This is a genomic window from Thalassospira profundimaris (assembly GCF_003326755.1).
Lineage (GTDB): Bacteria > Pseudomonadota > Alphaproteobacteria > Rhodospirillales > Thalassospiraceae > Thalassospira > Thalassospira profundimaris_B.
Genome location: NZ_JPWH01000003.1, coordinates 160,396 through 181,073, shown reverse-complemented (window position 1 = coordinate 181,073; position 20,678 = coordinate 160,396). Strand labels below are relative to the sequence as shown.

Sequence of the window (20,678 nt, the reverse complement as noted above, 5' to 3'; positions counted from 1 at the left end):
TTCCTTGGTACAGACGGGCCTTAACGGGCCGTTTGAGAAATCAGGTCTTCGGCGCTGCGGCGGGCTATATCATCAATCACAAACACATGGTCGATATCCAGCAGCTTTTCATCTGCATGGGCGGCCATAATGTGTTCCACAGATTTCGCAATGTCCAGAAAACCAATACGCCCCGCCAAAAAGGCCGCAACAGCAACCTCGTTCGCAGCGTTAAGAACAATAGGCAGGGAACCCCCGCTTCGCAAGGCTTCGCGCGCCAAACGGATAGCAGGGAAACGCCCGGTATCGGGGGCCTCGAAACTAAACTGGCCAATCGATGCGAAATCAAGCCGTGGCAACCTCAATTCCAGCCTGTCGGGCCATCCAAGAGCATAGGCAATAGGTGTGCGCATGTCCGGCGTTCCCATCTGGGCAAGGACCGAACCATCTACATATTCAACCATGCTGTGAATCACGGATTGCGGATGCACCAGAATTTCAATCTGCGGTTCGGGCACCGGAAAAAGGCGGGCCGCCTCGATCAGTTCCAGCCCCTTATTCATCATGGTCGCAGAATCGATCGAGATTTTCGCCCCCATGCTCCAGTTCGGATGCGCCAAAGCCTGTTCACGACTGACACTTGCCATATCAGCCATCGACCAGGTGCGGAACGGCCCGCCCGAAGCCGTCAGCAAAATGCGCTCGACCTTGTCCGTCGCATCACGGTCCAGAACCTGAAAGATCGCACTATGCTCTGAATCGACCGGGATAATCGTCGCGCCAAATTTGCGCACCTCGGCCATCATCAACTCGCCCGCGCACACCAGCGTTTCCTTGTTGGCCAGACCAATGATCGCACCCCGCCGAATCGCTGCCAGGGTGGCGCGCAAACCGGCAGCGCCAACAATACCGGCAATGACAATATCGCACGGTCGTTCTGCCGCCTCGATCAGGGCATTTTCCCCTGCCCCGGCGTCAATATCCGTGCCAGACAATGCAGACTTCAGATCATCGAAAAAAGCCGGATCGGCAATGACCGCAAACCGCGCATCAAGCTCTATGGCCATTCGGGCAAGTTCGGCAACATTGCGATGGGCTGTTACCGTATCGACACGATAACGGTCAGGATGGGCACGTACGACATCAACGGTACTTTTACCGATCGAACCGGTAACACCCATAATGCAAACAGATTTCGTCACCGACATCCGGCACCAATCTTTAAAACCGGCAAAACGCCTGCATATATCAGTGCAGGGTTAAACCAAAAAAATAAACAATCACAAACGCAACAGGTAAAACCGATAACATGCCATCGGCCCGGTCCAGAAAGCCACCATGCCCGGGAATCAGGTTGCTGCTGTCTTTTACACCAAAACGACGTTTAAGGGCAGATTCTGCAAGATCCCCCATTTGCGCGACAATCGCCAGTGCGGCACTGGTCAGCGTAATTGCCACGATGGCAGTGCCACCACTAAAAGAGACAATCAATCCTCCAATCAGTCCTGCACAAATCATGCCGCCAACCAGCCCGGCCCAGGTTTTCTTGGGGCTGAAACGCGGCGCAAGCTTTGGTCCGCCAATCGCACGCCCAAAGGCATATGCCCCAGTGTCCGTGGCCCAAACCGTCAAAAACAGCCACATAATCAGCAACAGACCATCCGGGTGCCAAGCCCGCATCCACTGTACGGCCAGGGCGGCAGCAGGAACAAAAATAGTCCCGGTCAACACCAACACACGTTCACGCCCGCTTGCAAGTGTCGTGATCGCTGCGGCAACAAGGACCGGCAATAAGCCCGTCACCGTCGGTGATACCGATTGAAGATACATCGATAGCGCAAGAGCCGAGCCGGAAATAGCTGTTAACGGAATGGCACGAACCGGCGCACACATCCGCATCCATTCCCACAGCATCGCAATGCTGAAAACAAAGATGAGAAGACCAAACCACGGCGAACCAAACCAGACAGCAGCGATCGCTACCGGCGCCATCACCAGGGCGGATAAAATACGCAGACCAAGGCCGGATTTAACCGCATTGGTAACATCAGAGGACTGCGCCAAACCGCCGCTCCCGTCCGGCAAAATTCTCAATTGCCTGTTCCAGATGTTTCCGATCAAAATCAGGCCATAACACCTCGTCAAAGACGAATTCGGTATAGGCACATTGCCATAACAGGAAATTGCTGATGCGCTGTTCGCCGCTGGTGCGAATAAGCAGGTCCGGATCCGGCATCCCAACCGTTGAAAGGCTTTCTTCGATCAGGTCTTCGGTCACGTCGGATGCAGAAAGTTCACCCTGTTCAATACGCGACGCAATAGAACGCATGGCATCGGCAATTTCAGCACGCGAACCGTAACTCAGTGCAATGGTCAGCTTCAGCCGGCGGTTATTTGCCGTCCGCTTTTCGGCATTTTTCAGCAATGCCTGGATGTCATCGGCAAAACGCGAACGATCTCCGATCACCCGGATACACACCCCGTTTTTATCAAGCACGGAAAGTTCGCGTTTGATAAACAGCCGAAGCAAGCCCATCAAATCGCTGACTTCTCCCTCTGGCCGTTTCCAGTTTTCGGTAGAAAATCCGTAAAGAGTGAGAAATTCGATTCCGATATCGGCAGCCGCCTCCACCGTGCGACGCACCGCCTCCACCCCGGCACGGTGGCCGAAAGTGCGGGGTTTGCCACGCGCAGTCGCCCAACGCCCGTTGCCATCCATAATGATGGCAACGTGACGCGGCAAAAGTTGGCTGCCCGAAGGCTTAAGATTAGATGCCAGAACAGTCATGGTCAGACTTGCATGATTTCCTGTTCTTTATGGGCGAGAGCTTCGTCAATCTCGCCGATGACCTTATCTGTCAGCTTCTGAATTTCCTTTTCTTCTGAACGAAGAATGTCTTCAGAAATTTCGCTGTCTTTTTCCCATTTCTTGAGCTGGTCCATGCCATCGCGACGGACGTTACGCACTGAAATACGGGCCTGCTCGGCATATTTGCCTGCAACCTTGCCCAGTTCAGTACGGCGTTCTTCGTTCAGGGCCGGAATCGGCACACGAATAAGCGTGCCATCAGCCGCCGGATTAAGCCCCAGACCCGCATTGCGAATGGCCTTTTCAACGGCTTTGACCATCGATTTATCCCAAACCTGGACCGAAAGCATACGGGATTCAGGAACACTGACCGAACCAACCTGATTCAGCGGTGTCATTGCGCCATAGGCTTCAACCATAACAGGATCAAGAAGGCTTGCACTGGCACGCCCGGTCCGCAAACCGGTGAATTCCTTGTGCAATACTTCAAGCGCCCCTTCCATACGGCGGGTGAGGTCCTTTTTTAGGCCAGCAACGTCAGACACCTTCAGTCTCCATTCGAAATAATCGTAAACGTACCCTTTGCACAAACAACGTCGGCAAAAGCACCCGGATTATGCAAAGAAAACACAATTACCGGAATATCATTTTCGCGCGCCAAAGAAATAGCGGAAGCATCCATAACACGCAAATCTTTCGCAAGTACATCCATATATGTCAGTTCATCGTAACGAACCGCATTGGGGTCTGTCTTGGGATCAGCCGTATAAACACCATCAACCTGCGTTCCCTTTAACAGGGCATCACATCCCATTTCAACCGCACGCAAGGCAGCAGCAGTATCGGTGGTAAAAAACGGGTTGCCCGTACCGGCGGCAAAAATAACAACACGCCCCTTTTCCATATGCCGGACGGCACGTCGGCGGATATATGGCTCACAAACCGAGGACATTGGAATTGCCGACTGCACCCGGGTCTGTACGCCATGACGTTCCAGGGCATTCTGCACAGCCAGGGCATTCATGATAGTCGCAAGCATTCCCATATAATCGGCTGTTGCGCGCTCCATCCCCTGCGAAGCCCCCTTGACGCCACGGAAAATATTACCGCCGCCAATGACCATGCAAACTTCCGCGCCCATGTCATGAACCGCCTTGATCTCGCTGGCGATACGATCAACCGTATCCGGGTCAAGACCATATTGCTGTTTGCCCAGCAGTCCCTCGCCAGACAATTTCAACAGCACACGACGAAACTTCAACGGGCCGTTTTCTGCCATATCCGGATGCCTCTCAATGCGAATTTGGGCCACCAATCAAGCAGGTAGCATATTTCAGATATAAAAAGACCGGCGAGCAACAGGGTGTTATCACTCTGAGGACCCCGCCGGTCTGGATCATACACGAATTGACACCTGACGCATCAACTCGATCAGATATCTTACTTCTTCAGTTGCTCGGCAACTTCAGCAGCAAAGTCTTTTTCTTCCTTTTCGATCCCGTCGCCGAGCTCAAAGCGGATGAAACCCTTAAGGGCAATCGGCTTACCAGCTTCTTTAGCTGCATTTTCGATCACTTTCTTGACCTGGTTTTCACCGTCGATCACGAAGGTCTGCTCAAGCAGAACGACCTGTTCGTAATATTTACGGATACGACCTTCGATCATTTTGGCGATGATTTCGTCCGGACGGCCGGATTCTTTGGCCTGGTCGGTCAGAACAGCTTTTTCACGTTCAACCAGTTCCGGATCCAGATCATCGATAGTGGCCGATGCCGGGTTGGTTGCAGCAATGTGCATGGCAATCTGCTTGCCAAGGCCTTCAAGAACAGCGGTGTCAGCTTCGGATTCGAGCGCTACCAGAACACCGATCTTACCAAGGTCCGGTGCGATGGAAGCGTGAACGTAGGAAGCAACAACGCCTTTTTCGACCGAAATCGACGCAACGCGGCGCAGGTTCATGTTTTCGCCAATGGTGGCGATCATGTGGGTAACCTGCTCTTCGACGTTACGCGAAGTACCCGGGAATGCTGTTGCCTTCAGGGCTTCGATGTCGCCATTGGCAACGATACCCAGCGCAGCAACCTGGGATACGAATTTCTGGAAATCTTCGTTACGCGAAACGAAGTCGGTTTCGGCGTTCAGCTCGATAACGGCACCAGCAGTACCATTGACAGAAACACCAACCAGACCTTCAGCAGCAACGCGACCCGCTTTCTTGGCAGCAGCAGCAAGGCCCTTGGTACGCAGCCAGTCAACAGCTGCTTCAAGGTTGCCATCAGTTTCGGAAAGCGCCTTTTTGCAGTCCATCATGCCAGCGCCGGTGGTTTCGCGAAGCTCTTTCACGAGAGCAGCGGTAATAGCCATTTTTAAAGCCCCTATTACGCGATCAAGTGGATAACACCTAAAGAAACGGCGGCATGATAGCCGCCGCTTCCCGAGGTATAAAATGAAATTTAAGCGGAAGCAGCCTGATCGGCAGCTTCGGTAGCAGCAGCTTCCTGTGCCGGGAGCTCTTCGGATTCACCGAGATCCGCACCGGAAGCCGTCATTTCGGCCTGGATACCGTCAAGAACGGCACCAACAAACAGATCGCAATACAGCTGAATAGCGCGGATCGCATCATCATTACCCGGAATCGGATACTGAACGTCCTGCGGGTCCGAATTCGAGTCCAGAACAGCAACAACCGGAATGTTCAGATTGCGTGCTTCATGGATCGCGAGAGATTCTTTATTGGTGTCAACCACGATGATGATATCGGGCAGGCCACCCATGTCCTTGATACCACCCAGCGCACGTTCCAGTTTGTCGCGCGAACGGGTCAGGTTCAAAACTTCTTTCTTGGTCAGACCTTCAGCACCGGAGCTCAGGATTTCGTCCTGTTCTTTCAGGCGTTTGATCGAACCCGAAACAGTGTTCCAGTTGGTCAGCATGCCGCCGAGCCAACGATGGTTCACATAATACTGACCGCAACGCTTTGCTGCTTCGGCGATAACCGGCGAAGCCTGACGCTTGGTACCAACAAAAAGAACACGGCCACCAGCAGCGGTCACGTCGCGAACGGCCTGCATCGCGCGATGCAGCATCGGAACGGTTTCCTGCAGATTCAGAATGTGAATGTCGTTACGCGCACCAAAGATGAACGGTTTCATCTTCGGGTTCCAGCGACGGGTATGGTGACCAAAGTGAACGCCAGCTTCCATCAGCTGACGCATGGTAAAGGTTGGCAATGCCATAATAAATTTCCTACCGTTTTCCGGTTAATACCTCCGTGGGAAGGAATTTTGCCACCTGGCAAAACACCGGATGGACGCCCGCAAAGGGATCGCCACGCTCCCACGTGTGATGTTCGAGGCGGGTTTTAGCGCCGCCCCCCGCAGATTGCAAGCCTTAACTACACGTTTGAGGCCACAAAAACAGCAATATAGGCCCGATCAGATTTCTTCGGCAAATTCCACACCGGGAATCGCACCAACAGCACCGATCAAGGATGGACCAACCTTGAAATGGTCAGCCAGTTCGACTTCCGCAATGCGCCCATCGGAACAAACCGATGAAATATTGACCAGGCCACGACCCCGCCCCGCTTTTTCCAGCAATTCGCGAATTTCGGCAACCGGTTCCGGGCGGGTCAGACGAATGCGAATACCTTCCGCCGCACCGGCAACGGCCTGCTCCAGGTCCTCGACCCTTTGCCCCTGAATGCGCAACTGACCATCGCGGATTTCAGCTGACACCAGCAACAGCATCGGACGCCCCGAATTGATAATTTCCTTATAAGCCGCCCAGGCTTCCGCCCAAAAAGCCACCTCATAACTGCCCGTGGCATCCGAAAGCATAACAAAGGCAAATTTGCTGCCATTCTTTTTTGAGATCATCTCGCGGGCATTGATCAGTGTTCCGGCAAGCTTGATCGACCCTTTATTCTGCGCCCGCATACGCGCTTCAAGTTCGGCATAAGGGGCAACGCCAATACGCTGAAGACTTTTGCCAAAGGTATCCAGGGGATGGGCGGACAGATAAAAACCAATCGCCGAAAATTCCTCGGTCAGTTTTTCCATTGGTACCCAGTCGCGGCCATCGGGCAGACGAATGGTATCTTTGCCAAAGCCACTGTCATCGCCAAACATGCTGATCTGATCATTATTGCGCGCCTGCATTTCACGCTGGGATACGGCCAGGATTTTATCGACATTTTCAAACATGACGCGGCGGTTATCGTGCAGACAATCAAGTGCCCCTGCCCGCACCAGATTTTCCAACAGACGTTTATTCAACGCCCGGCTGTCAATACGTGATGCAAAATCCGTCAAATCCTTGAACTCGCCCTGCTGTTCGCGGGCATTCACAAGGCTTTCCATCGCCGCGTCACCCACATTTCGTACAGCCGCCAGTGCATAGCGAATTTTGCGGACCCCGCCATGATTTTCGACAGTAAAGGCCACGCCGGACTTATTAACGCAGGGCGGCAGAATTTCAATTTTCAGGCGTTCGACTTCCTGTTTGAAAATCGCCAGCTTGTCGGTGTTGTGCATATCCAGCGTCATTAACGCGGCCATAAATTCGACCGGGTAATTCGCCTTCAGATAAGCCGTTTGATAGGCAACAAGGGCATAGGCTGCCGCATGCGACTTGTTAAAGCCGTAAGAGGCAAATTTGGCAACCTGGTCAAAAATGTCGGAAGCCTGCTGGCGATCGACATTGTTCTTTTCCGCGCCGTCCACAAACAGCGAACGCTGCTTTTCCATTTCCTCGGCAATTTTTTTACCCATTGCACGGCGCAAAAGGTCTGCGCCGCCAAGCGAATAACCCGCCATAATCTGGGCAAGCTGCATGACCTGTTCCTGATAGATCATGATGCCATAGGTTTCTTCGAGGATCGGCTTGAGCATCGGGTGCATGTAATCAGGCTCTTCTCGCCCGTGCTTACGCGCAATATAATAGGGAATATTATCCATCGGACCGGGGCGATACAGCGCCACCACAGCGATAATATCTTCCAGGGTATCGGGCTTCAGGCCGCGCAACACATCCTGCATACCCTGGGATTCAAGCTGGAACACCCCAACCGTTTCGGCCGCCGATAACAGCTTGAAAGACTGCCGGTCATCCAGGGGAATGGCGCTAATGTCAAAATCCTTTGGCACATCATCGCGCAGGCGCATCAAATTGACCGCCTCGATAATTACGGTCAGGGTTTTAAGGCCCAAAAAGTCAAATTTGACCAGCCCGGCATTTTCAACAAACTTCATGTTAAACTGGGTGACGGGCATATCCGAACGCGGATCACGATACAGCGGAACCAGTTCATCCAGGTCACGGTCGCCAATCACCACACCGGCCGCGTGGGTAGATGAATTGCGATACAGCCCCTCAATCTGCATGGCAATTGTCAGCAAACGGTCAATATCCGGGTCCTCGCGCGCAATGCGGCGCAGGTCCGGTTCCATGTCTATAGCTTCTTTTAGCGGGATTGGCTTGGCAGGGTCGCCGGGAATCATTTTACAGATTTTATCGACATATCCGTAAGGAATACCAAGGACACGACCGACATCGCGCACCGCTGCCTTTGCCTGCAATTTACCGAAAGTAATAATCTGGGCAACGCGGTCATAGCCATATTTGTGCTGCACATATTCAATGACCTCGCCGCGCCGGTCCTGACAGAAATCGACGTCAAAGTCGGGCATCGAGACACGTTCCGGATTAAGGAAACGTTCAAACAGCAACGAAAACCGCAGCGGATCAAGATCCGTAATCAGCAGAGCATAAGCGACAAGCGACCCGGCCCCGGACCCACGGCCCGGCCCCACCGGAATATCATGTTCCTTGGCCCACTGGATAAAATCGGCAACGATCAGGAAGTAACCGGGAAAGCCCATCTGCACGATAATACCCAGTTCATATTCCAGGCGCGCATTATAGGGTTCGGCAATTTTCTTTTTGTCTTCCTCGGACATATCCGGGCTATAGACATATTTTTCAAGCCGGGCCTGCAAACCATCAAAGGAACGATGGCGCAATTCGTCGACCTCGGTACGGCCTTCACCACAGTCAAATGGCGGCAGAATCGGATCAATTTTTTCCACGTGCCAGGCGCAACGCTGGGCGATAATCACGGTATTGTCGCAGGCCTCGGGCAAATCGGCAAACAGCTCGCGCATCTCTGCAGCCGTTTTAAAGCGATGATCCGGCGTCAAACGCCAGCGATCTTCCTGGCCTACAACCGCCCCCTGACCGATGCAAATGAACACATCATGGGCTTCGTACATATCGGCGTGGGGAAAGTAACAGTCATTCGTTGCCACAAGCGGCACGTCATGCTCGTAGGCCATATCAATCAGGACGGGTTCTATCGCCTCTTCGGATGGCAATCCGTGCCGTTGCAGTTCGATATATAACCGATCGCCAAAAATGTCTTTCAGGCGCAACAGGCAGTCGTCGGCCTTGGCCTTCTGCTCCTCGCGCAACAGACGGGCAAGCGGCCCGGATGGCCCGCCCGTCAGGCAAATAACATCTTCACAATGTTCGGCCAAATGTTCCAAAAGGGCCTTGGGCGTACTGCCCGCCTCTGTTGTCATATGAGCGCGCGAGACAATTTTCAGCAAATTGAAGTAACCGGTTTTGCTCTGTGCCAGTAAAACCAGTTCATCCGGGTCTGGTTCTCGCCCGGCCTTGCCCAGCACGACCTCGGTCCCAAAACGTTCGATGCCGACCTGCACACCCAAAATCGGTTGCACCCCGGAACCACTGGCCGCACCGGCAAAGTCCAACGCGCCAAACATGTTGTTGGTGTCGGTCATGGCGGCAGCGGGCTGCTGGTCCGCCGCACACAGTTTCACCAAATCCTTGGTCGTTATGGCACCTTCGGCAAGTGAATAGTTCGTATGAACACGCAGGTGGATAAAACCGTTTTCCATTGCCAGCGACCTCGACACAAAAACAAAAGCAAAAAAGCCACGGGCGCCGCAAGGGCGCCCACCAGCCAGATAATTATAAAAACCGCAAACAGATTATGAAAGCGTTTCCGGATCCAGCTCGACAAGATGACCATCGCGCAGGGTAATGATCCGGTCCATCTGTCGGGCCAGTTCAGGGTTATGCGTAGCAATCAGCGAGGCCAGCCCGGTTTGACGCACCAGCGATACAAGCATCGTAAAAACGTTTTCCGCCGTTTGCGGATCCAGATTGCCGGTTGGCTCATCGGCAAACAAAACATCAGGCACATTGGCAAGCGCACGGGCAATGGCAACACGCTGTTGCTCCCCGCCCGAAAGTCTTGCGGGACGATGCTGTGCGCGGGCTTCAATACCCAGGCATTGCAGCAATTCCATCGCGCGCGTTTCAGCATCTTTACGATTAAGGCCCGCAATCATTTGCGGAATAACCACATTCTCTATCGCGGAAAATTCCGGCAACAAATGATGGTACTGATAGACAAAACCAATATGGTCCCGACGCATTTGTGTGCGGGCCAGATCCGACAAATCCGTGCTGCGCTTGCCACCAATCGACACAGACCCGCTATCGGGCCGTTCCAATAGACCGGCAATCTGCAACAGAGTTGATTTACCAGCCCCCGACGGCCCGACCAGCGCAACGATTTCACCTTCATTGATGGTCAGATCAACCGATTTCAGAACATCAAGACGTTCCGCCCCTTGCGCAAAGGAACGGACCACTTTTTCAAGTTTCAGCATCGGTTTCACCTGACGCTGGGCGGCTGATTTTTTCTGAAGATCACTCATAACGCAGCGCCTCCACCGGGTCGAGGCGTGACGCCCGCCAGGCAGGGTAAATCGTCGCCAGGAAGGACAAAGTCAGCGACATCACGCACACCATGACCACTTCATTGACATCCAGATCAGCAGGCAATTGCGACAGGAAGTATATTTCGGCGTTAAACAGGTCCGCACCGGTCAGGCTCTGGATAAACTGACGGATGCTTTCGATATTTTCACAAAAGACAACCCCCAGGACCAGTCCACTCAGGGTTCCCAGCACACCGATAGACGCCCCGGCCAAAAAGAAAATCCGCAGGATAGATCCCCGGGTCGCGCCCATTGTGCGCAAAATCGCGATATCCCGGCCTTTATCCTTAACCAGCATCACCATGCCGGAAATGATGTTAAAGGCCGCCACCAGAATAATCAGCGTCAGGATCAGGAACATAACGTTCCGTTCAACCTGCAAGGCATTAAAGAAGTTGGCATTCGATTGTTGCCAATTCACAAGGCGCAGTCTTTCACCCTGCAAATTTTGCAAAAGGTCATTCATCGTACCAGACAGGCGCGACGGATCCTTTAATACCACCTCGAAATTCGAGATTTTGTCTGGCATCTGAAAATAGGTTTGGGCGGCAGCCAAGGGCATAAAAATAAAACCGGAATCATATTCATACATGCCAATGTCAAACAGTGCGACAACATGATAGGAGCGCATGCGCGGGACAGAGCCAAAGGCTGTCACCTTGCCCTTGGGCGAAATCAGATTAACCGTATCACCAACGCCGATGCCAAGTTTCATGGCAAGGCGCGCACCCATGATAATGGAATCGTCGCCTTTAAAATCCTTCAGGCTGCCAAAAACGATGTTATCGGCCAGCGTCTTGCGCTTGGCAATATCCTCGGGCGTCATGCCGCGCACAATGGCACCGGTGGCACGGCCCTCTTTTGAGGCCATCACCTGGCCTTCAACAATCGGATCAACCAGCATGACATTACCGGTTTCCCGGATTTTCTTTTCAATTTCGGCATAATCGGGAAGGCCATCCGGCCCTTGCGCATATACCGATATATGCCCGTTCAGTCCAAGAATACGCGAGAGCAATTCGGCACGAAAACCGTTCATGACCGACATCACGATGATCAGCGTCGCAACGCCAAGCATGATACCCAACAGGGAAAAAATCGCGATGACCGAAACAAAGCCTTCCTGCCGACGGGGGCGCAGATAGCGAAACGCCACCATACGCTCGAACGGACTGAACATAGGCACCAAATCCTTGTGGAGAGGGGCTTCAGATGAAACCCGTGGTCAGATCAAATTCAACAGGGCGGCCAAAACCGCCCTGCCAAGCTTTTGTCATGCGCCAATCTGGTTTAACGCGGCTTCAAGGGTTACTTCCGAACGTTCGCCTGTTTTGCGGTTCTTCAGTTCCACAACCCCATTTGCCAAACCTTTGGGCCCGACCACAATCTGCCAGGGCAGACCAATCAGGTCCATGTCAGCAAATTTGCCACCAGCGCGCATGTCACGATCATCATACAGCACGTCAATTTTGGCATTTTTCAGTTTGCCATAAATATCTTCGCACGCCGCATCACAGGCATCGTCACCGGTGCGCAAATTGATCAAACCAACCCGGAACGGGGCGACTTCTTCTGGCCACACAATACCGTTTTCGTCATGCGACGCCTCGATCAACGCGCCAACCAAACGCGACACACCAATGCCGTAGGACCCCATCATCACAGGCACATCCTTGCCATCCGGGCCCAAAACGGTTGCCCCCATCGGTTCGGAATATTTGGTGCCGAAGTGGAAGATATGGCCCACTTCAATACCACGCGTCGCGATCAGGTCGTCACCGGAAACCGGGCAGTTTTCTGCTTCGTGTTTTTCATCGGTTGCCGCGTAATCTGCCAGCGTGGTCTGAACCCAGCCTTCCAGATTGGTGCGATCGTTGAGATCAACGCCCTTCCCTGTCAGATCCTTGTCCAGCCATGTTTTATCGCAGAAAACTTCGCTCTCGCCGGTTTCCGCCAGAATAATGAATTCGTGGCTGAGATCGCCGCCAATCGGGCCGGTATCGGCCACCATCGGAATAGCCTTCACACCCAGACGCGAAAATGTCCGGCAATAGGCCAGGAACATTTTATTATAGGAATGGCGCGAACTTTCATAATCGATATCGAAGGAATAGGCATCCTTCATCAGGAATTCACGGCCACGCATCACACCAAAACGCGGGCGAATTTCATCACGGAATTTCCACTGGATATGATACAGCAGTTGCGGAACCTGCTTGTAGGATTTCACTTCCTTGCGGAAAATGTCGGTAATGACTTCTTCATTGGTCGGCCCAAACAGGATGTTGCGATCATGCCGGTCGGTAATACGCAGCATTTCCAGGCCGTAATCTTCATAACGGCCGCTTTCCTGCCAAAGCTCTGCAGGCTGAATGGTCGGCATCAGAAGTTCGTTGCAGCCGATGGCATCCTGTTCTTCACGCACGATCTGTTCGATCTTTTTCAGAACGCGATAGCCCAGCGGCAACCAGGAATAAATGCCGGCCGACAATTGCCGCACCATCCCGGCGCGCAGCATCAACCGATGAGAAACGATCTGGGCTTCTGACGGGGTTTCTTTAAGGGTGGGCAGAAAGAACTGGGAAAGACGCATTGATGCCTCGTAATACAGCAGTCTGAAAAGGTCACAACGACCAAAAATCTAGTCCGGGAACATGCGACAGCACAGGCGGAAAGGCAAGCCGGAACTTGTTATCTGACGAAATCCGCGCCGAACACCGCCACTCACATCACGGGATACGCAAGGGGCACGGCACGCCTTTTAACGAACAGTACTATTTATACCCCGCCCTCTTGCAGGCAGCAATCAGGTCAGCATTTTGCGCAGCATTCCCGATAAGTTGATCATTAAAATAAACCTGCCCGTTTTTATAGGTGATCTCGCCTAACGTGCCTTTTCCACTAATGCCTGTCGGTTGGGAAATACCTGCAAATTCAAAGAAATCCAGCGTAACCGGAAACGTGATGACATCGGGCACCTTGATTTGCGGTGATGTCGCATTGGGCCCTTCGGCCGGAGTAACCGGTTTGCCATTCACATCAACACCGGGCTGATAATCAACACCGGCATCTGGCTGATAGGCCACAATCGCGTCACAGGCCGAACGGGAGATCGTCACCGTTGCCGTCTTTGCAGCATCCGATTCTTTTGTTGCGGAATCCGCAGCAAAGCTTGGCTTGGAAAGCACTGTAATTACGACAAAAATCGCTACAAGCACTTTAAATCGCCAATTTTCCGTGACGCACGGAGCAAATAGCAGCATGGTAAAAACACCTTCTAACCATTTGAGTTAACGTAATTTTGTTACACAACGTTACATCGATTTGTGAAGTTTCGTCAAAACATCTTGCATAATCGTGAATTATATGGCTTTTTAAGCGTCCTGAAACGACGCAAGATCGTGATGGAATGATGACCGCTGCCGCTCATAAAATGCGGGAGGCTTTGTTGCCAAGAAGCACAAAAAAAAGCAGGCGCGACATCATTATAAATACCTGTGCCAATGAGCCCAGGTCTAGGAGGAAGCAATAAAGATAACGGGAAAACAGCTATAAAATAGCTCTAAAGCAAGATCCTAGGATCTTGCTTTTTTTTTACGTTTGTATGCACCAAAAAATGCTGCATAGCAGCAAATGACAGGCCAGACTTATTTGAACGCGTCAGCCGCAGGACGAATATCAATCAACCCGCTGGTAATCACGAAATAGGCAATTGCCCACAAAATTCCTGAAATAAGGGATGTTGCCAGGATTTTCTTCCACATATGCGGATTTTGCGGCGCGCCGCTATCATGGCCTTTTTCAACCACTTCCTGCTGCTTTACGCCCACCGGAAGCACGGTAAACAATACCAGCCACCAAATGATCAGATAGGTTACAAAACCCGAAAACAACGTCATGACAGTTCCTGCCTTAACCCAATACGTTCGGGGGCGGCCTTAACCCGAAAATACCGCAGACCACCCCAAAAGGGTTTTCTTCTCAAACCTGCTCAAGCTCGACCAGCGTACCTGTAAAATCCTTCGGATGCAAAAATAGTACGGGTTTACCATGCGCACCAATTTTAGGTTCACCATCGCCCAAAATACGTGCCCCCTCGCCTGTCAGACGATCACGCGCGGCAAGAATGTCTTCGACCTCGTAGCAGACATGGTGAATCCCCCCTGAACTGTTCTTTTCCAAAAAAGAGCGGATCGGAGAATTTTCACCAAGCGGGTAAAGAAGCTCTATCTTGGTGTTTGGCAATTCGACAAACACCACCCGCACACCATGATCGGGTTCATCCTGCGGTTCGGAAACCCTCGCCCCCAAAACATCACGATACAGTCGAATTCCTTCATCCAGATCCGGAACGGCAATCGCAACATGGTTTAAGCGACCGATCATGGCATGCTCCTGTTTCACGCATTTCCCGAAGGGAATTTTACCACAGACAATATCGCGGAATATCCCTGCTCTATTCCTCTGTCACCCGCATCAAATGCACTTCAATCAACGGGCGCTTACCCTGTTTCTGACGAATGGGACGACGGACCGCCTGACGAATGGCCAAAATAACGGCGGAATCATCCAGAACCTCGTCATCATCCAACTGATCGATCCGATTGCCAATTTCGGCGGCAAAACGATCAAGCTGAATATCGTCATTTTCTTCGTCAAACAAACTGGGGGCCGTGATCATCGGATCGCCAACCATTTCACCAAACTGGTTAAGAACAACCGTCACAAACATGACGCCATTCCACATAATCCGGTTACGGTTGCGAATGGTATTGGAATCCCGCTTGATCAGACGACCGCCATCCAGGCACAAAATACCGGTATCAACTTCTTCAATCACACTGGCAGCACCCGGCGACAGACGAATAACCGTACCATCATGGGGAATAACCGTTTCCGGCACCTGGCATTCCCGCCCAAGGCTTGCCTGCTCGCGCAAATGGCGTGGTTCTCCGTGCACGGGCACCAGAATTTTCGGCCGTGTAAGCTGATACATACGCGCCAGATCCGCCCGCCCGGGATGGCCGGACACGTGAATTGGCTCGTCACGCGCCGTAATGACATTGATGCCACGTTTGATCAGCGTGTTTTGAATAAAACCGATCGATTTTTCATTGCCCGGAATTTCCCGGGCGGAAAATACCACCGTATCACCGGCATCAAGCTCAATGGTCGGATGGTCACCCCGTGCGATGCGGGCCATCGCCGCCCGCGGTTCGCCCTGCGAGCCCGTACAAATCAGCAACACCTGATCCTTGGGCACTTCCATCGCATCTTCATCAGACAACAGATTGGGATATCCCGTAAGATATCCCACCTTCTTGGCCGCTTCGGTAACACGGCGCATCGACCGCCCAGCCAGGGCGACACAGCGACCCGTTTCATGTGCCGCTTCAATAATGGACTGAATACGCGCAACATTGGTGGCGAAGCAGGCAACGGCAATCCGGCCCGTGGGAATCTTGGCGAACAAATCAATCAGATTGCGCGCAACCTCGCCTTCCGATCCGGTTTCCCCATGTGAAAAAACATTTGTTGAATCACAAATCAGCGCATTTACGCCCTCGTCACCCAAGGCTTCGAGTTTGGCGACATCCGGTTCGGTGCCGATTTGCGGATCATGATCGAACTTCCAGTCCCCGGTATGCACAACCAGCCCCTTTGGCGTTCTGATGGCCAGGGCATTTGGTTCCAGGATTGAATGGGTCATGGTGATCATTTCAATATCAAAATCACCAAGTTTAAAGCGTGCCCCCAATTCGATTTCATGAATCGGAACCTGATCGGCAAAATCGGTCTCGGTCAATTTGGCGCGCAAAAATTCCGCCGCAAAGGGAGTTGCATAAATCGGGCATTTCAGTCGCGGCCACAAATAGGGAATCGCCCCCAAATGATCCTCGTGAGCGTGGGTTAGCACCAGCCCCAGAAGCTTGTCCTTGCGGTCCTCGATAAAAGAAGGATCAGGCATGACAACATCGACACCTGGAAGCCCTTCCTCACCAAAGGAAACCCCCATATCGATCATCAGCCAGCGGTCATTATAGCCATAAAGATTAAGGTTCATCCCGATCTCGCCGGAACCACCCAGCGGGACAAACAGCAACTCGTCCTTTGGCAAAAACAAATCCACGAAACCTCTCATTTGCGATCAAGCCATTAATCGTGACCAACGAAAAAACACATACGACCTATCAGGTAAAGCTTTTACGTTAATCGTCAGGCTGGATTATTTGCCCCCTCGCCGTGACCAAACTTCAAATCACATCGCGATCTGTCACAATGCGGGGACAAATAGAAATCCAACAGCAGACAAATACTTTAAATAACACCCAATGACCTGAATTCTCAGCTTTTGAAAAATACTTCTCCGGCACCGATAATATGATCAGCACCCGTATCATCTTTTAAAATCAGCGAACCACCTTCATCAAGCCCGACAAAAGTTCCGCTTAATGTTTTCTCGCTCAATCGCGCGACAAGAGGCTGGCCAAAGCCATAGGCACGCTCAAGCCAGGCATCCCGCACAGCTTTAAAACCCGTTTGTAACCAAATGGAATAAAACACATCAAACCGTGAGATATAAGCGGCAACCAGATCTTCGATCCTGACGGGTGCGCCCAACTCGGCTAGCGAGGTAGACGGGCGTTCAGCATCATCGGGATGAAATGCAACATTCACGCCGGTACCAATAACCAGATAATCCGTATCGCGACCGTAATTTGACGCACTTTCAAGCAAAATGCCGCACAATTTGCGTCCATCCACCATCAAGTCGTTGGGCCATTTACAGGCGGGTCTCCCCCGCCCTTCCGTGACAATATCAATCGCTTCTGCCATTGCCAGTGCGGCAATAAATGTAAAACGTGCTGATTCCTGAAGCGGGCAATCAGGCCGCAGCAATAAAGACGAAAAAAGATTCCCGACCGGCGATTGCCATTCACGCCCGCGACGTCCGCGCCCTGCATTCTGCCGTGCAGCCAAAACAAGGGCGCCACCAGGGGCGCCCTTATCACCAAGGCGTTTCGCCTCGTCATTTGTACTGTCGATCACTTCGTGGAAATGCAGAACATATCCATCGGGAAGACGCACGACAGGTTTTGCCATATCAATTTCCAAACAGCGCCGATGCAGCGGCAGCGGCAGTATCGGTCAACGGGTTCGGGAAGAACGCGAAAACCAGAATAATGATCGTGGCAAGCGCCATGATGACATTCAGTTCGGTACCATTGCGATCAAAGCCTTCTACCGGTTCGTCAAAATACATGACCTTGATAACGCGCAGATAATAATAGGCACTGACAACCGAGGTCACGAGACCGATAACAGCCAGCGTCACCAGACCGGAATCAACCGCTGCCTTGAAAACATAGAACTTACCAAAGAACCCGGCGAGTGGCGGAATACCAGCCATCGAGAACATCAGCAGCGCCATAACAGCAGCCATCAACGGTTTGGTCCGTGACAGGCCCGACAGATCGGCAATTTCTTCGACCATCCGGTCATGGCGACGCATCGACAGAATCACGGCAAAGGTGCCAAGATTCATAACGAGGTAAATGCCAAGATATACCAGAATAGCCTGAACACCGGCTTCGGTACCGGCAGCAAGGCCGACCAGGGCAAAACCAACGTGACCAATCGAGGAATAGGCCATCAGACGTTTGATATTGTTCTGGCGCAGGGCAGCAAACGAACCCCAGGCCATCGACAGGATCGAAATCAGAACAATGATCTGCTGCCAGTCACCAACTACACCGGCAAACGGCCCCAGAGCAACACGAACGAAAAGCGCCAGACCGGCAATTTTCGGCGCAACGGCAAAAAATGCCGTTACCGGGGTCGGCGCACCTTCGTAAACGTCTGGTGTCCACATATGGAACGGTGCTGCCGAGACCTTAAAGCACAGACCGGCAAAAATGAATGCCAGACCCACCAGGGTACCAACCGACAACTCGCCATTGCTGACCGCATCGCCAATCACGGCAAAGCTGGTGGAACCGGTAAAGCCGTAAACCATCGACATGCCATACAGCAGCATGCCCGAGGCGATCGAGCCCAGAACGAAATATTTCAGGCCCGATTCCGTTGCACGAACGGTATCACGACGGATGGCAGCGACGACATATAATGCAAGGCTCTGAAGTTCGAGACCAACATAAAGCGAAAGCATATCGGATGCCGAAACCATCGCCATCATGCCAAGCGTTGCCAGCATAAGGAGGATCGGGAACTCGAAACGTGCCATGCGTTCACGTTCGGCGAACTTCATGGTCATCACGACGCCCACAGCCGAACCGATCAGGATCAGAACCTTGCAGAAACGTGCGAATGGGTCCGCCAGGAACTGCCCGGAAAATGCAGCACCACCCTCGCCCGTGATCACAAGGACCAGAGCAACGATCATGGCACCGACAGCCGCCCAGGAGACCGTCCGGAACGAACGGTCCTTACCCGTAAAAACACCGAGCATCAGCAACGCAAGCGAAGCTACCGCCATAAAGATTTCGGGCAATGCCGCCCCGAGGTTGAGCATAGAATCTCCCATGTTCATTCCCCTTAATTCGCCGCAAGCTGCGCGGCATTTGCCGCAGCGGCCTGTGCCGTTTCAACTTGGTTGACCAAATGCAGAACCGATGCGTGCATGATGTCGAGGAAGGAACTCGGATAGACACCCATCCACAGAACCACCACAACAAGCGGAAGGAACAATGCCCATTCACGCGGGCTCATATCGAGGATGTTTTTAAGGTTTTCCTTGGTCAGGGCCCCGAAAACGATCCGGCGATAGAGATACAGTGCATAGGCCGCGCCCAGGATCAGACCGGTCGATGCAAAGAACGCGACCCAGGTATTGGCTTCAAAAGCCCCCAGCAACGTCATGATTTCGCCCACGAAACCACCCGTGCCCGGCAGGCCGACAGATGCCATCGTAAAGAACATGAACGTCACCGCGTAACCCGGCATACGATGGACAAGTCCACCATAAGCATCAATCTCACGGGTGTGCATACGGTCATAAACCACACCAACACACAGGAACAACGCACCGGAAACCACACCGTGGCTCAGCATCTGGAAGATCGAACCTTCCAGGCCATGCTGGTTAAAGGTGAACGCACCGACCGTCACGATCCCCATATGAGCGACAGATGAATAAGCAATCAGCTTTTTCATGTCTTCCTGGGCCAAGGCCACCAGCGAGGTATAAATGATCGCAATGATCGACAGCGTAAAGATCAGCGGCGCAAAGGTTTCGGATGCCAATGGCAGCATCGGCAGTGAAAACCGCAGGAAACCATAGCCACCCATTTTCAGCAAAACGCCAGCCAGAATAACCGAACCAGCCGTCGGTGCTTCCACGTGGGCATCGGGCAGCCAGGTGTGGACGGGCCACATCGGCACCTTCACCGCAAAGGACGCAAAGAAGGCAAGCCACATCCAAAGCTGGGCCTGATAGCTGAAGGTATGCGTCATCAGGGTCGGAATATCGCTGGTGCCGGCATCGAAATACATTGCCATCAGCGCGACCAGCATCAAAACCGAGCCCAGAAGCGTATAGAGGAACAGCTTGAAAGCTGCATATACGCGGCGCGGCCCGCCCCAGACACCGATGATGATGAACATCGGGATCAGCACACCTTCAAAGAAGATGTAAAACAGCATGGCATCAAGCGAGCTGAACATGCCAACCATCATGGTTTCAAGCACCAAGAAGGCGATCATGTATTCCTTGACCCGTTTCTGAACAGCTTCCCAGGCGGAAAGAATGCAGATCGGGGTCAGGAAGGTCGCAAGAATGACGAACAGCATCGAAATGCCATCCACACCCATGTGGTAAGACACATTCAGGCCCGGCATCCATTCCGTCTTTTCGACGAACTGGAAGTCGGCAGTTGTTGTGTCAAAGTTGATCCATAGCATCAGTGATGCCAGGAAGGTAAAACCAGACGTCCACAGCGCGACCCAGCGCGAATTGCGGGCGACATTCGCTTCTTCACCGGGAATAAGGAGGATAAAAAACGCTCCCAATAGCGGTAAAAAAGTGATGATCGAAAGAATTGGCCAATCACTCATCGCCC

General features: G+C 52.6%; 18 protein-coding genes. All 18 read right to left on the bottom strand.

Annotated elements, in window-relative coordinates; genetic code table 11:
- Positions 1-20: 20 nt before the first annotated feature.
- The 18 genes from TH25_RS05390 to TH25_RS05305 all read right to left on the bottom strand — a co-directional run bounded on the left by TH25_RS05390 (position 21) and on the right by TH25_RS05305 (position 20,673).
- Entirely contained in the window at positions 21-1,187 is a 1,167-nt protein-coding gene (locus TH25_RS05390; RefSeq protein WP_114087402.1) for a 1-deoxy-D-xylulose-5-phosphate reductoisomerase, read from the bottom strand.
- A gap of 40 nt (positions 1,188-1,227) precedes the next feature.
- Positions 1,228-2,043: a phosphatidate cytidylyltransferase gene (locus TH25_RS05385; RefSeq protein ID WP_258549041.1), complete on the bottom strand. Its 816-nt coding sequence runs from the start codon at positions 2,041-2,043 to the stop codon at positions 1,228-1,230.
- On the bottom strand, positions 2,027-2,767 hold the full coding sequence (locus tag TH25_RS05380; protein ID WP_114087401.1) for an isoprenyl transferase: 741 nt from the start codon (positions 2,765-2,767) through the stop codon (positions 2,027-2,029). The genes TH25_RS05385 and TH25_RS05380 overlap by 17 nt, the downstream gene beginning before the upstream one ends.
- A 2-nt stretch (positions 2,768-2,769) precedes the next feature.
- Positions 2,770-3,333 (bottom strand): ribosome recycling factor, encoded by a 564-nt coding sequence (frr, locus tag TH25_RS05375; RefSeq protein WP_114087400.1) that lies wholly within the window; start codon positions 3,331-3,333, stop codon positions 2,770-2,772.
- Between the two features lie 2 nt (positions 3,334-3,335).
- A complete protein-coding gene (gene pyrH, locus TH25_RS05370) occupies positions 3,336-4,067 on the bottom strand; it encodes a UMP kinase (protein WP_114087399.1) in 732 nt (243 codons plus the stop codon).
- A gap of 161 nt (positions 4,068-4,228) precedes the next feature.
- The gene (gene tsf / locus TH25_RS05365) at positions 4,229-5,152 is read right to left on the bottom strand and encodes a translation elongation factor Ts (RefSeq protein ID WP_114087398.1); all 924 of its coding nucleotides are present in this window, start codon (positions 5,150-5,152) and stop codon (positions 4,229-4,231) included.
- An 89-nt stretch (positions 5,153-5,241) separates the two neighbouring features.
- Positions 5,242-6,024, bottom strand: coding sequence for a 30S ribosomal protein S2 (gene rpsB, locus TH25_RS05360; protein ID WP_114087397.1), 783 nt, complete (start codon positions 6,022-6,024; stop codon positions 5,242-5,244).
- Between the two features lie 198 nt (positions 6,025-6,222).
- Positions 6,223-9,708 (bottom strand): DNA polymerase III subunit alpha, encoded by a 3,486-nt coding sequence (gene dnaE, locus TH25_RS05355; RefSeq protein ID WP_114087396.1) that lies wholly within the window; start codon positions 9,706-9,708, stop codon positions 6,223-6,225.
- 93 nt (positions 9,709-9,801) lie between these two features.
- Complete coding sequence (locus TH25_RS05350; RefSeq protein WP_114087395.1) at positions 9,802-10,536, bottom strand: ABC transporter ATP-binding protein; 735 nt, start codon at positions 10,534-10,536, stop codon at positions 9,802-9,804.
- Positions 10,529-11,779, bottom strand: coding sequence for a lipoprotein-releasing ABC transporter permease subunit (locus TH25_RS05345; RefSeq protein ID WP_114087394.1), 1,251 nt, complete (start codon positions 11,777-11,779; stop codon positions 10,529-10,531). The genes TH25_RS05350 and TH25_RS05345 overlap by 8 nt, the downstream gene beginning before the upstream one ends.
- Positions 11,780-11,872: 93 nt before the next feature.
- Positions 11,873-13,192 (bottom strand): proline--tRNA ligase, encoded by a 1,320-nt coding sequence (gene proS, locus TH25_RS05340; protein WP_114087393.1) that lies wholly within the window; start codon positions 13,190-13,192, stop codon positions 11,873-11,875.
- Between the two features lie 181 nt (positions 13,193-13,373).
- On the bottom strand, positions 13,374-13,817 hold the full coding sequence (locus TH25_RS05335; protein WP_147252988.1) for a hypothetical protein: 444 nt from the start codon (positions 13,815-13,817) through the stop codon (positions 13,374-13,376).
- Between the two features lie 429 nt (positions 13,818-14,246).
- Complete coding sequence (locus TH25_RS05330) at positions 14,247-14,498, bottom strand: DUF1467 family protein (protein ID WP_073954574.1); 252 nt, start codon at positions 14,496-14,498, stop codon at positions 14,247-14,249.
- 82 nt (positions 14,499-14,580) lie between these two features.
- Positions 14,581-14,985 (bottom strand): methylmalonyl-CoA epimerase, encoded by a 405-nt coding sequence (mce, locus tag TH25_RS05325; protein ID WP_114087391.1) that lies wholly within the window; start codon positions 14,983-14,985, stop codon positions 14,581-14,583.
- A 70-nt stretch (positions 14,986-15,055) separates the two neighbouring features.
- On the bottom strand, positions 15,056-16,729 hold the full coding sequence (locus tag TH25_RS05320) for a ribonuclease J (protein ID WP_181847426.1): 1,674 nt from the start codon (positions 16,727-16,729) through the stop codon (positions 15,056-15,058).
- A gap of 215 nt (positions 16,730-16,944) precedes the next feature.
- Positions 16,945-17,703, bottom strand: a complete 759-nt coding sequence (locus TH25_RS05315; RefSeq protein ID WP_114087390.1) for a biotin--[acetyl-CoA-carboxylase] ligase — start codon at positions 17,701-17,703, stop codon at positions 16,945-16,947.
- Between the two features lies 1 nt (position 17,704).
- Positions 17,705-19,144, bottom strand: coding sequence for an NADH-quinone oxidoreductase subunit NuoN (nuoN, locus tag TH25_RS05310; RefSeq protein ID WP_404969411.1), 1,440 nt, complete (start codon positions 19,142-19,144; stop codon positions 17,705-17,707).
- 11 nt (positions 19,145-19,155) lie between these two features.
- Positions 19,156-20,673 carry an NADH-quinone oxidoreductase subunit M gene (locus TH25_RS05305; protein ID WP_114087388.1) on the bottom strand — a complete coding sequence of 506 codons (1,518 nt, stop codon included), beginning with the start codon at positions 20,671-20,673 and terminating at the stop codon, positions 19,156-19,158.
- Between the last annotated feature and the right edge of the window lie 5 nt (positions 20,674-20,678).